The 11,816-nt window shown below is 64.8% G+C and carries 12 protein-coding genes; 2 read left to right on the top strand and 10 right to left on the bottom strand.

Annotated features, from left to right (window positions below):
- Positions 1-86: 86 nt before the first annotated feature.
- The 8 genes from iscA to ACTJKF_RS18420 all read right to left on the bottom strand — a co-directional run bounded on the left by iscA (position 87) and on the right by ACTJKF_RS18420 (position 6,091).
- Positions 87-410: an iron-sulfur cluster assembly protein IscA gene (iscA, locus tag ACTJKF_RS18455; protein ID WP_014896627.1), complete on the bottom strand. Its 324-nt coding sequence runs from the start codon at positions 408-410 to the stop codon at positions 87-89.
- A gap of 142 nt (positions 411-552) precedes the next feature.
- Positions 553-960 carry a Fe-S cluster assembly scaffold IscU gene (iscU, locus tag ACTJKF_RS18450; RefSeq protein ID WP_440624953.1) on the bottom strand — a complete coding sequence of 136 codons (408 nt, stop codon included), beginning with the start codon at positions 958-960 and terminating at the stop codon, positions 553-555.
- 68 nt (positions 961-1,028) lie between these two features.
- A complete protein-coding gene (locus ACTJKF_RS18445) occupies positions 1,029-2,252 on the bottom strand; it encodes an IscS subfamily cysteine desulfurase (protein ID WP_440624952.1) in 1,224 nt (407 codons plus the stop codon).
- Between the two features lie 73 nt (positions 2,253-2,325).
- Complete coding sequence (gene iscR, locus ACTJKF_RS18440) at positions 2,326-2,865, bottom strand: Fe-S cluster assembly transcriptional regulator IscR (RefSeq protein ID WP_440624950.1); 540 nt, start codon at positions 2,863-2,865, stop codon at positions 2,326-2,328.
- Between the two features lie 117 nt (positions 2,866-2,982).
- Positions 2,983-3,465, bottom strand: coding sequence for a low molecular weight protein-tyrosine-phosphatase (locus ACTJKF_RS18435; protein WP_440624949.1), 483 nt, complete (start codon positions 3,463-3,465; stop codon positions 2,983-2,985).
- Between the two features lie 101 nt (positions 3,466-3,566).
- Positions 3,567-3,794, bottom strand: coding sequence for a hypothetical protein (locus ACTJKF_RS18430; RefSeq protein ID WP_440624948.1), 228 nt, complete (start codon positions 3,792-3,794; stop codon positions 3,567-3,569).
- Between the two features lie 127 nt (positions 3,795-3,921).
- Entirely contained in the window at positions 3,922-5,334 is a 1,413-nt protein-coding gene (locus ACTJKF_RS18425; RefSeq protein WP_440624947.1) for a lactate utilization protein B, read from the bottom strand.
- A gap of 34 nt (positions 5,335-5,368) precedes the next feature.
- On the bottom strand, positions 5,369-6,091 hold the full coding sequence (locus ACTJKF_RS18420) for a (Fe-S)-binding protein (RefSeq protein ID WP_440624945.1): 723 nt from the start codon (positions 6,089-6,091) through the stop codon (positions 5,369-5,371).
- Between the two features lie 182 nt (positions 6,092-6,273).
- Here ACTJKF_RS18420 and ACTJKF_RS18415 point away from each other — a divergent pair, with 182 nt between their 5' ends.
- Positions 6,274-7,083, top strand: a complete 810-nt coding sequence (locus ACTJKF_RS18415; RefSeq protein WP_440624943.1) for an IclR family transcriptional regulator — start codon at positions 6,274-6,276, stop codon at positions 7,081-7,083.
- A gap of 100 nt (positions 7,084-7,183) precedes the next feature.
- Here the strand turns inward: ACTJKF_RS18415 and pbpG are convergent, their stop codons facing one another.
- Positions 7,184-8,338: a D-alanyl-D-alanine endopeptidase gene (pbpG, locus tag ACTJKF_RS18410; protein WP_440624941.1), complete on the bottom strand. Its 1,155-nt coding sequence runs from the start codon at positions 8,336-8,338 to the stop codon at positions 7,184-7,186.
- Between the two features lie 653 nt (positions 8,339-8,991).
- Here pbpG and ACTJKF_RS18405 point away from each other — a divergent pair.
- Complete coding sequence (locus tag ACTJKF_RS18405) at positions 8,992-9,558, top strand: phasin family protein (RefSeq protein WP_044848197.1); 567 nt, start codon at positions 8,992-8,994, stop codon at positions 9,556-9,558.
- Between the two features lie 209 nt (positions 9,559-9,767).
- Here the strand turns inward: ACTJKF_RS18405 and lpdA are convergent, their stop codons facing one another.
- Entirely contained in the window at positions 9,768-11,534 is a 1,767-nt protein-coding gene (gene lpdA / locus ACTJKF_RS18400; RefSeq protein WP_440624939.1) for a dihydrolipoyl dehydrogenase, read from the bottom strand.
- Between the last annotated feature and the right edge of the window lie 282 nt (positions 11,535-11,816).

Genomic DNA, 11,816 nt, shown 5'->3' with positions numbered 1-11,816 from the left:
TCAATTCCGGTTCGTCGCGCGGCAAACGCCGCACATTAAAAAGGCGGCCCGTGCCGCCTCTCGCCCGCTTCGCGCGGAAATCCGCGTCACACGCGGAACGATTCGCCGCACCCGCACTCGTCCTTCACGTTCGGGTTGTTGAACTTGAACCCTTCGTTCAGGCCTTCGCGGGCGAAGTCGAGCTCGGTGCCGTCGATGTACGCGAGGCTCTTCGGGTCGACGATGACCTTCACGCCATGGCTCTCGAACACCTGATCCTCGGGGGCCAGCTCGTCGACATACTCGAGCTTGTACGCGAGCCCCGAGCACCCGGTCGTGCGAACGCCAAGCCGCAGGCCCACACCCTTGCCGCGACGGACGAGGTATTTCTGGACGTGCTGTGCTGCTTTTTCGGTCAGTGTAATTGCCATGATGTCCTTGCCGCGGCGCGCCCGCAGGGGCCCGCCGCGTTCCCTTCCAAGCGCCCCCATACCTGTCGCTTCGCGCCAGCCCCCGAGGGGGTCAATAAAACTTGGGGCGGCCCGGCGTTTTATTGAGAAGCCGCTCGAAGCGTCAGGCCGCTGCCTGATCGCCTTCCTTGGCGTCGTGGCGCTTCTTGTAGTCGGCCACGGCTGCCTTGATCGCGTCTTCCGCGAGAATCGAGCAGTGAATCTTCACCGGCGGCAGGGCCAGCTCTTCGGCGATCTGCGTGTTCTTGATCGACAGCGCCTCGTCGAGCGTCTTGCCCTTCACCCACTCGGTCACGAGCGAGCTCGACGCGATGGCCGAACCGCAGCCGTACGTCTTGAACTTCGCGTCTTCGATCACGCCGTCCGCGCCGACGCGGATCTGCAGCTTCATCACGTCGCCGCAGGCCGGCGCGCCGACCATGCCCGTGCCGACCGCGTCGTCGTCTTTCGCGAACGAACCGACGTTACGCGGGTTTTCGTAGTGATCCAGAACCTTGTTGCTGTATGACATGACTCAGACTCCTTGACTCGTTACGTCTGCGTGCGCAAATCCGCCCGCGAATGTATTCAATGCTGCGTTCAGTGTGCGGCCCATTCGATCGTCGACAGATCGATGCCTTCCTGGTGCATTTCCCAGAGCGGCGACAGTTCGCGCAGCTTTGCGATCTTGCTGTTCAGCAGGTCGATCACGAAGTCGACGTCCTGCTCCGTCGTGAAACGGCCGACCGTGAAGCGGATCGAGCTGTGCGCGAGTTCGTCGTTGCGGCCGAGCGCACGCAGCACGTACGACGGCTCCAGCGACGCCGACGTGCACGCCGAACCCGACGACACCGCGACGTCCTTGATCGCCATGATCAGCGACTCGCCTTCGACGAAATTGAAGCTGATGTTCAGGTTGTGCGGGACACGGCGCTCCATGTCGCCGTTCACGTACGTTTCCTCGATCTGCAACAGCCCGCGCAGCAGCTTGTCGCGCAGCATGCGGATGCGCTCGTTCTCGGTCGCCATTTCTTCACGCGCGATGCGGAACGCTTCGCCCATGCCGACGATCTGGTGCGTCGCCAGCGTGCCCGAACGCATCCCGCGCTCGTGACCGCCGCCGTGCATCTGCGCTTCGATGCGCACGCGCGGCTTGCGGCGCACGTACAGCGCGCCGATGCCCTTCGGGCCGTAGGTCTTGTGCGCCGAGAACGACATCAGGTCGACCTTCAGCTTCGCGAGGTCGATCTCGACCTTGCCGGTCGATTGTGCGGCGTCGACGTGGAACACGATGCCCTTCTCGCGGCAGATCTCGCCGATCGTCTCGATGTCCTGGATCACGCCGATTTCGTTGTTCACGTGCATCACCGACACGAGGATCGTGTCCGGGCGCAGCGCGGCCTTGAACACGTCGAGGTCGATCAGGCCGTCTTCCTTCACGTCGAGATAGGTGACTTCGAAGCCGTCGCGCTCGAGCTCGCGGCAGGTGTCGAGCACGGCCTTGTGCTCGGTCTTCACCGTGATGATGTGCTTGCCCTTGCCCTTGTAGAAGTTCGCGGCACCCTTGATCGCCAGGTTGTCCGATTCCGTTGCGCCGGACGTCCAGATGATCTCGCGCGGATCCGCGTTCACCAGTGCGGCCACCTGCTCGCGCGCTTCCTCGACCGCGCGTTCCGCATCCCAGCCGTACGCGTGGCTACGCGACGCCGGATTGCCGAACTGCTCGCGCAGGTACGGCACCATCTTGTCGACCACGCGCGGGTCGACCGGCGTCGTCGCGCTGTAATCCATATAGATGGGCAGGTGGAGAGTCTCTTGGGTCATCTGTCGCTCCGGGTATTCTGTGCAGGGACTATGTGCGTTATGGGGTGTGCGGTGGTGTGCGGCGCATGCACGCTCACGAACTCGCGATGTTGAACACCGAATTGGGACCGAGCGGCATCGTGCGCACGGGCTCGGCCGGCGTCGCGGCGGGCTCCGGCGCGCGCCGGTCGCGCAGCACCGCGGGCGCGCCCTCGCGTGCGCGCTGCTGATCGACGAGATCCTGCAGCGACACCGAATCGAGGTATTCGACCATCTTCTGGTTCAGGGTCGACCACAGCTCGTGCGTCATGCAATGGCCGTCGGGCTGCTTCGAGCCGTCGCACGTGCCTTTGCCGCCGCACTGCGTGGCGTCGAGCGGTTCATCGACTGCGATGATGATGTCGGCGACGGTGACGTCCTGCGCGCGGCGCGCGAGGTTGTAGCCGCCGCCCGGGCCGCGCACGGATTCGACAATTTCATGCCGGCGCAGCTTGCCGAACAGCTGTTCGAGATACGAGAGCGAAATCCGCTGGCGCTGGCTGATGCCTGCAAGCGTCACCGGGCCCTGCTCCTGGCGCAGTGCCAAGTCAATCATCGCCGTGACGGCGAAACGGCCTTTGGTGGTGAGTCTCATGGTGTCTAGGGGACTGCAATCTTGACGATTTTGGTCAAGTATAAATATTTGACGTTTTTAGTCAAGTATCCATGTCTATGGAAGGGTATTCGCAGCACGCTGAATACCTTGCCGCAATCAGCGCGCGGGGCGGCTCCGGAGGGAGTCCAGCAGGCCCGCGCACGCGCGCTCGACCTGGTCGAGCACCTGTTCGAAGCCCTGCGCGCCGCCGAAATAAGGATCGGCCACTTCGGTCTCGGCCACGCCCGGCGCGAATTCCATCAGCAGGCGCACCTTGCCGCGATGCTCGGGCGGGCAGCGCCGGCGCAATTCCGCGAGGTTGGCTTCGTCCATCGCCAGCAGCAGGTCGAAGCGCTCGAAATCCGCTGTGCTCACCTGCCGCGCCCGCAGCGCCGACAGGTCATAGCCGCGCATGCGGGCCGCCGCCTGCGCGCGCGTGTCGGGCGGCTCGCCGACGTGCCAGTCGCCGGTGCCGGCCGAGTCGATCGCAATCCGGTCGGCCAGCCCGGCCGCGTCCACCTGGTGGCGCATCACGCCTTCTGCCGTGGGCGAACGGCAGATATTGCCGAGACAGACGAAACAGATCGCAACGCGGGTCATCGCACTATCGGAAAGCCGCGGCGAACCGCGCGGAAGAGGAACGCGCCATTATACAAAGGCGCCCGGAATCGCGTCGCCGCGCAAAGCGACGGCGGCGTGCCTTACAGCGTCTTGGGTGCGGCGAGCACGACGTCGCCGGATGCCGGCCGCGACGGTTGCGTCGCGTCGCCGACCAGCCCGAACGACACCGCGCGCGCGAGTTCCGCCGACGCCTGATGAACGGCGATCGGGCCACGCGACGGCGCATCGGCCATCGCATGCAGATAAGCGACCGCGGCGAGCGGGACGACGATTGCCAGCGGCCAGTACATCGATATTGTCTTTTTCATGATGCGGCTCCTTGACCTCATTCCCCGAAACCCGATTTCGGGGACTACAGGCAAGATTCTATAGACCGCATCTATCGAGATAAATACACAAATAGCGAACGCACTGTTGCCGCCCGATGAATAGTCGTCAGCCGAGGTGGCTTTGCGATGCGGCGTACAGTTCGCGGAACGTGCGCCCGGTCGGCGTCGGCATGTCGCGCGTGTCCATCCAGCCGCCCATCATCGGCAGGCGCCGCAGCGTGCCGCCGCTGCCGCCGAGGCGCTCGAGGATCCGCACGGCAAGCTTGGTCGTCAGCGCGTACAGCATCGGCCGACGCGCGAAAAAGCCCCACGCGGCGAGCGCGGCCCGCTCGCGCCACGGCCGCAGGTGCCGCTCGACCTGCTTCTCGCGCAGCGTGCGCAGCAGATGCGACAGCGGAATCCCGACCGGGCACACGCTGTCGCATTCGCCGCACAGCGTCGCGGCCTGCGGCAGGTCGAGCGCGCGGTCGACCCCGACGTAGCTCGGCGTCAGCACCGATCCCATCGGGCCGGGATAGACCCAGCCGTAGGCGTGGCCGCCGACCTTCTGGTACACCGGGCAATGATTCATGCACGCGCCGCAGCGGATGCAGCGCAGCATCGCCTGGAATTCGCCGCCGATGAGACCGGTGCGGCCGCCGTCGACGAGCACCACGTAGTTGTGCTCCGGGCCGTCCTCGTCGCCGGGGCCGCGCGGCCCGGTGAGCAGCGAGAAGTAGTTCGACGTCTTCTGCCCGGTCGCCGAGCGCGGCAGCAGGCGCATCGCGGTCGCGAGATCCTCGAGCGTCGGCAGCACCTTCTCGATGCCCGTCACCGCGACGTGCACGCGCGGCATCACCGTGCACATCCCTTCGTTGCCCTCGTTCGTGACGATGGCCACCGACCCCGTCTCGGCAATCACGAAGTTGCCGCCGGTCACGCCCATGTCGGCCGACATGAAATGCGGACGCAGCACCTCGCGGGCCTCGCGCGTCATGTCGGGGATCTCGGTCAGCCGCTCGCGGTGGTGCGTGCGCGCGAACAGGTCGGCGATCTCGTCCTTGTCCTTGTGCACGACGGGGGCAATGATGTGGCTCGGCGGCTCGTTGTCGTTGATCTGCAGGATGTATTCGCCGAGATCCGTCTCGATCGACTGCACGCCCATCTCGGCGAGCACCGCGTTCAGGCGCATTTCCTCGGACACCATCGACTTCGTCTTGATGACCTTCTTCACGTCGTGGCGCCGTGCGATGTCGGCGACGAGCCGCGCGGCGTCCGCGGTCGTTTCCGCGAACAGCACCGTCGTGCCGCGCCGCGTCGCCTCCTGCTCGAACGCCTCGAGCCACACGTCGAGGTTCTCCAGCGCACGGTTGCGGCGCGCCTTCAGCGCGGCGCGGGTGGCCGGGAAGTCGATCGCGGTCATCGCGTCGGCGCGCGCGGACACGAACTTCGTCGACAGCTTCTTCAGGTTCTGCTGCAGGCGCTGGTCGGCCAGCTTCTGGCCGGCACGCGCCTTGAAATGCATCGATTGGACTTGCATCGCGGTATCGGGGAAAAGTGAGCGGAACCGGGCGTCAGACGTCGCCCGCCAGCACCTGCGCGACGTGCAGCACGCGCGTGTCGCGGTCGCCCGTGCGGCGCAACCGCCCTTCGATGTTCAGCATGCAGCCGAGATCGCCGAGCACGACGGTGCCCGCACCGGATGCGCGCACGTTCGCGCATTTCTCGTCCGCGATGGCGGCCGAGATGTCGCCGTACTTGACCGCGAACGTGCCGCCAAAGCCGCAGCAGTGCTCGCAGTCCTTCATCTCGGTGACGGCCACGCCGCGCTGCGCGAGCAGCGCGCGCGGCTGCGCCTTCACGCCAAGCTCGCGCAGGCCCGAGCACGAGTCGTGATAGGTGACGGGCCCCGCGAATTCGCCAGGCGCGAGCGTGACCTTCGCGACGTTCGCGAGGAAATCGGTCAGCTCATGGACTTTCTGCTGAAACCGCGCGTAGCGCCCCATCAGTTCGGGGTCGTCGCGGAACAGATCGCCGTAGTGCGCGCGGATCATGCCGCCGCACGAGCCCGACGGCACGACGACATAATCGAACTGTTCGAACTCGCGCAGCGTCTTTTCGGCCAGGTCGCGCGCGAGCGCGCGGTCGCCCGAGTTGTAGGCCGGCTGGCCGCAGCAGGTTTGCGCGGGCGGCACGAACACCTCGTAGCCGGCATCGCGAATCAGTTTCAGCGCGGAAAAACCGATTTCCGGACGCATCAGGTCGACCAGGCAGGTCACGAACAAACCGACTCGCATACGCGCTCCTTCGAGAAAACGGCTCTCATTATCCGCCGTTTGGCCGGCAAGACCAACGCCGACGCATGCGCAAGTGTGCGTCGCCGGAAACGAGGACTTCCTCGAACGGCGTTCGCTTTTTTCACGATACGAGATACAATCGACGCAACACCGCCTGACGCGCCAACCGATTCCCCCCCGACATGAGCCAACCCACCCCGGATTCCAAAACGTCGATCCAGGTGATCGAACGCATGATGCGGTTGCTGGACGCGCTCGCCGCGCACAGCGACCCTGTCAGCCTGAAGGAGCTTGCGCAGCGCACGGCGCTGCATCCGTCGACCGCGCACCGCATCCTCAACGACATGGTGACCTGCCGCCTCGTCGACCGCTCCGATCCCGGTACGTACCGGCTCGGCATGCGGCTGCTCGAGCTCGGCAACCTTGTGAAGGCGCGCCTGTCCGTCCGTGACGCGGCCCTGATGCCGATGCGCGAGCTGCACCGCCTGACCGGCCAGACCGTGAACCTGTCGGTGCGCCAGGGCGACGAGATCGTCTATATCGAGCGCGCGTACTCGGAACGCTCGGGGATGCAGGTCGTCCGCGCGATCGGCGGCCGTGCGCCGCTGCACCTCACGTCGGTCGGCAAGTTGTTTCTCGCGGTCGACGAAACGTCGCGCGTGCGCGCCTATGCGACGCGCACCGGGCTGTCGGGTCATACCCAGAACAGCATCACCGACATCGCGAAGCTCGAGCGCGAGCTGACGCTCGTGCGCCAGCAATCGTGCGCGCGCGACAACGAAGAGCTGGAGCTGGGCGTGCGCTGTATCGCGGCCGGCATCTACGACGACTCGGGCAAGCTCGTCGCCGGGCTGTCGCTGTCGGCACCGGCCGACCGCCTGCAGGACGCGTGGCTCGGCCAGCTGAGCCGCACCGCGCTGACCATCTCGGAATCGCTCGGCTACCGCCCCGCGCCCGCGAAGGACGCGGAAGGGTTGCAACGGCAGGCGTAAGCCCCGCCGTCCGCTGCGTGGCAGCCGAACGAAAAAAGCCTCGCGATCGCGGGGCTTTTTCTTGCGGCAATCGATCCGGCGGCGAACCGCCGGCGTGCGATCAGGTGCCGCCGTTCGCCGTGTTGGCCGCCGTCAGGCGCTCGCCGCCGCCGGCGTCGAGCCAGTTGCGCAGGCGCGCCGCGTCGGCAAAGCGCGAATACTTGCCGAACGAATCCAGCAGCACCATCACCATCGGCCGGCCGTGGATCGTCGCCTGCATCACGAGACATTCGCCTGCCTCGTTGATGAAGCCCGTTTTCTGCAGGCCGATGTCCCACGAGCCGTTGCCGCGGATCAGCGCGTTCGTGCTGTTATAGACCAGGTTCCGCTTGCCCGTATTGACGTCATACGTACGGTCGGTCGAGAACTGGCGAATCATCGGATATTGGTACGCCGCGTTGACCATCTTCACGAGGTCGCGCGCGCTGGACACGTTCGAGCTCGACAGGCCGGTCGAATTCTCGAAGTGGGTGTCGTTCATGCCGAGTGCCTTCGCCTTCGCGTTCATCGCGGCGATGAACGCCGGACGACCGCCCGGGTAGTAGCGCGACAGTGCGGCGGCGGCACGGTTTTCCGATGCCATCAGCGCGATGTGCAGCATGTCCTCGCGCGACAGGATCGAGCCGACCGACAGGCGCGAGCCCGTGTTCTTCTCGTAGTCGCGATCTTCGTCGGTGACTTCGATCTGATCGGTCATCGGCAACTTCGAGTCGAGCACGACCATCGCCGTCATCAGCTTCGAGATCGACGCGATCGGCACGACCGCGTGCGAATTCTTGTCGAACAGCGGCTCGCCGGTGTTCTGGTCGACGACGTACGCGACGCTCGAGCGCAGCGCGAGCGCGTCCGGCGTGTCGTGCAGGCCGAATGCCTGGCCGACCGTCGGGCGACGCGGCTGGAACGCGACCTTGCGCACCGCACCACGGTGGCCGTGCACGTTCGCGGCGAGCGTCGCGCGCTTGCGCGATGCCTTGGCTCGCGGCGCATCGGCCGACGCGACGTTGGCGGATCTGTCGGACGCGGCCTTCACCCCTTTCTTCGCGGACGAAGCGGAAGCGGCCTTCTTGGCGGCGTGGTGGGTCTTCGCAGTGGCGGCAAAGGCGTCAGCGGGCGCGACGGACGCGGCGGTCGCCAGCAAGGCGACGGCGACCGACACAGCCGTGCCGAGCGTCATGCTCTGCAACAATCTGCGCGGTGAAAACGATTCGGCTTTCATTGGGGTCTGGACAAAGCGGGCGGGAGTTTCCGCAAGTGTAGTTAAAGCTGAAAAAAAGAGCAATATTAGGCACTTACCGATCGTCGTTAAACCGGAATGTAAGGGTCGACCCTCGAGGAGTCGATCAACCCTCCCGTTCCCATCGAAAAAACCAATGGGATGCGCTGCCCGACAGTACCCGCCTCCCGATTACCACGCGGTTAATTGAGATAACGTCACTTCGGCGACAAATTAAAGCGGGGAAAGTACGTATCCGGCGCTCGGCGTGCCTTTGGCACCGGTCTCGGTCGCGGCGGCGGCACGTCGCCACGGCACGCGCTTAAAACGGCGCGTTTTTCGACAGGAACAGAAGCATAACGTTCCACACGCCTGTCAGGTTTACCTGTGCATGATCATGGTGCGCCGCGCCTGCCCCGGCCGCGTGCGCACCATCTGGGATCACGCCTGAAACCGATTCCGAACGACCACGATAACTCGTTGTTTTATCGATAATTTGTCGCGATTGTGCAACGCACAAAAAATGCTTGACAAGACTTTTCTCTGGCCTAAAATACGATTCATTGCTGCGTTGCACAAAGCACGCGGCTCCGAGGTTCCCCAGCGTAGTGCCCTTTATCCCTGCGATCGACGCGATCGCTTTTCAGGAGCTTGACATGTCCTTGCTGACCCCCGAGCAAATCGCCGCCGCACAAAAAGCCAACCTCGAAAGCCTGTTCGGTCTGACGACCAAGGCGTTCGAAGGCGTCGAAAAGCTGATCGAACTGAACCTGCAGGTTGTGAAGTCGACGTTGACGGAAAGCCAGGAAAACGCACAGCGCCTGCTGTCGGTGAAGGACGCACAGGAACTGATCGCGCTGCAAGCGAGCCTGTCGCAGCCGGTCGCGGAAAAGGTGCTGTCGTACAGCCGTCACCTGTATGAAATCGCGTCGTCGACGCAAGCCGAGTTCGCGAAGGTTGCCGAAGCGCAATTCGAAGAGCAGAACAAGAAGGTCCAGGCGCTCGTCGACAACGTCGCGAAGAACGCCCCGGCCGGTTCGGAAACGGCTGTTGCCGCACTGAAGTCGGCGCTGAACGCTGCGAACACGACGTACGAAACGGTCCAGAAGGCTGCGAAGCAAGCCGTCGAGATCGCCGAAACGAACTTCAACGCGGCGGCTGCTGTCGCGACGAAGGCTGCGAGCGCTGCTGCATCGCGCCGTTCGAGCAAGCCGGCCGCGTAAGCGTCCCCTGCTCCTGGAAAAGCCGCGCGCTGCGCGGCTTTTTCGTTTCTGGCGCCGAAACACCGTTGCACCTCTCGCCGCCCATCGGTGCGTGGGCACGATGGAGGCGATGGGCCAAGCGCTGCGGAAAAAGGAAAACGCCGCCGTCCGGAATGTCCGGGCGGCGGCGTTTTTTCGTGGCCGGCGCGAAGCCGGCCATGCCGATCGCGTTACTTCTTGCGTTGCGGCGGCAGGTCCGTACAGACGCCTTCGTACAGTTCGGCGGCCATGCCGACCGATTCCCCGAGCGTCGGGTGCGGATGGATCGTCTTGCCGATGTCTTCCGCGTCCGCGCCCATCTCGACGGCGAGACAGACTTCGCTGATCAGGTCGCCCGCGTTCAGGCCGACGATACCGCCGCCGATCACGCGATGGGTTTCCTCGTCGAAGATCAGCTTCGTGAAGCCTTCGTCGCGGCCGTTCGCGATCGCGCGGCCCGATGCGGCCCACGGGAACACGGCCTTGCCGTACTTGATGCCTTCGGCCTTGCACTGGTCTTCCGTCTTGCCGGCCCACGCCACTTCCGGATCGGTGTACGCCACCGACGGGATCTGCAGCGCGTCGAAGTATGCCTTCTCGCCGTGCGCGGCTTCCGCTGCGACGTGGCCTTCATGCACGGCCTTGTGCGCGAGCATCGGCTGGCCGACGACGTCGCCGATCGCGAAGATGTGCGGGACGTTCGTGCGCATCTGCTTGTCGACGTCGATGAAGCCGCGGTCCGTGACGGCGACGCCTGCCTTGTCGGCACCGATCTTCTTGCCGTTCGGGCTGCGGCCCACCGCGACCAGCACGAGGTCGTAGCGCTGCGCTTCCGCCGGGGCCTTTTCGCCCTCGAACTTCACGTAGATGCCGTCTTCCTTCGCTTCCGCGCCGACCGTCCTGGTCTTCAGCATCACGTTGCCGAAGCGCTTCGCGTTGTACTTTTCCCAGACCTTCACGAGATCGCGGTCCGCGCCCATCATCAGGCCGTCCATCATTTCGACGACGTCGATCTCGGCGCCGAGCGTCGCGTACACCGTGGCCATTTCGAGGCCGATGATGCCGCCGCCGATCACGAGCATGCGCTTGGGCAGCTGACGCAGTTCGAGCGCGCCCGTCGAATCGACGACGCGCGGGTCTTCCGGCATGAACGGCAGCTTCACGGCTTGCGAGCCGGCGGCGATGATTGCCTGCTTGAACTTGACGACCTTCTTGCCGTTTTCGCCCTGCACTTCCATGTGGAACGGATCGACGAACGCGCCGACGCCGGTCACGACTTCGACCTTGCGTGCCTTCGCCATGCCGGCGAGGCCCGTCGTCAGCTTCTTGACGACGCCGCCCTTGAAGTCGCGCAGCTTGTCGAGGTCGACCTGCGGCTGGCCGAACGTGATGCCGTGCGATGCGAGCGCCGCGGCTTCGTCGATGACGAGCGCCGTGTGCAGCAGCGCTTTCGACGGGATGCAGCCGACGTTCAGGCACACGCCGCCGAGCGTCGAGTAGCGTTCGACGAGCACCGTCTTCATGCCGAGGTCGGCGGAGCGGAATGCGGCCGAGTAGCCGCCGGGGCCGGCGCCGAGCACGAGCATGTCGCACTCGATGTCGGCTGCGCCGGCATAGCTGCCGGCTTGCGGTGCGGGTACCGGAGCGGCGGCGGCCGGTGCCGGCGCAGCTGCAGCGGGCTTCGCCGCCTCGGGTGCTTTCGCGGGTGCGGCTGCGCCTGCTGCTGCTTCGACGATGGCGATGACGGTGCCTTGCGAGACTTTCTCGCCGGCTTTGACCTTGATTTCCTTGACGGTGCCGGCGACGTCGCTGGGCACTTCCATGGAGGCTTTGTCCGATTCGAGCGTGATGAGCGTCTGCTCTTTTTCGATCACGTCGCCCGGCTTCACATTGACTTCGATGACATCGACGCCGCTGAAATCGCCGATATCCGGAACCTTGACTTCGATGAGACTCATTACTGTCCCCTTCTTGATTAGCTGCAGACAGAGGGGGAGAAACCCGCGAAAGAACCCGAGACGACGGCCTGACAAGAGAACACGAACCTGGGCAGGACCACCTTTGCCGTCCGCCCAAGGACGCGCCTTTCTTTTGGTTACTTTTCTTTGGAAGACAAAGAAAAGTGACCGCCGCCCCGCGCAGGGGCGACGCTAATAGACCGTCAGGAATACAGGTTCAACGACAGGGCGTGGATGACAAACCCAAAAACCCCACGCCCCCGCGAGCACACTCCCCGCTCA

Source organism: Burkholderia sp. 22313 (genome assembly GCF_052045245.1).
In the GTDB taxonomy this organism is placed as follows: Bacteria; Pseudomonadota; Gammaproteobacteria; order Burkholderiales; family Burkholderiaceae; genus Burkholderia.
Note: the sequence above shows the minus strand (reverse complement) of the source record. Positions and strands in the feature narration are given on the sequence as shown.

Bases quoted from the DNA above. Each gene is read 5' to 3' on its own strand.
- ACTJKF_RS18425 (WP_440624947.1), bottom strand. From the start codon at position 5,334: ATGCAAGTCCAATCGATGCATTTCAAGGCGCGTGCCGGCCAGAAGCTG.
- iscR (WP_440624950.1), bottom strand. From the start codon at position 2,865: ATGAGACTCACCACCAAAGGCCGTTTCGCCGTCACGGCGATGATTGAC.
- iscU (WP_440624953.1), bottom strand. From the start codon at position 960: ATGTCATACAGCAACAAGGTTCTGGATCACTACGAAAACCCGCGTAAC.
- ACTJKF_RS18435 (WP_440624949.1), bottom strand. From the start codon at position 3,465: ATGACCCGCGTTGCGATCTGTTTCGTCTGTCTCGGCAATATCTGCCGT.
- ACTJKF_RS18420 (WP_440624945.1), bottom strand. From the start codon at position 6,091: ATGCGAGTCGGTTTGTTCGTGACCTGCCTGGTCGACCTGATGCGTCCG.
- iscA (WP_014896627.1), bottom strand. From the start codon at position 410: ATGGCAATTACACTGACCGAAAAAGCAGCACAGCACGTCCAGAAATAC.
- pbpG (WP_440624941.1), bottom strand. From the start codon at position 8,338: ATGAAAGCCGAATCGTTTTCACCGCGCAGATTGTTGCAGAGCATGACG.
- ACTJKF_RS18405 (WP_044848197.1), top strand. From the start codon at position 8,992: ATGTCCTTGCTGACCCCCGAGCAAATCGCCGCCGCACAAAAAGCCAAC.
- lpdA (WP_440624939.1), bottom strand. From the start codon at position 11,534: ATGAGTCTCATCGAAGTCAAGGTTCCGGATATCGGCGATTTCAGCGGC.
- ACTJKF_RS18430 (WP_440624948.1), bottom strand. From the start codon at position 3,794: ATGAAAAAGACAATATCGATGTACTGGCCGCTGGCAATCGTCGTCCCG.
- ACTJKF_RS18445 (WP_440624952.1), bottom strand. From the start codon at position 2,252: ATGACCCAAGAGACTCTCCACCTGCCCATCTATATGGATTACAGCGCG.
- ACTJKF_RS18415 (WP_440624943.1), top strand. From the start codon at position 6,274: ATGAGCCAACCCACCCCGGATTCCAAAACGTCGATCCAGGTGATCGAA.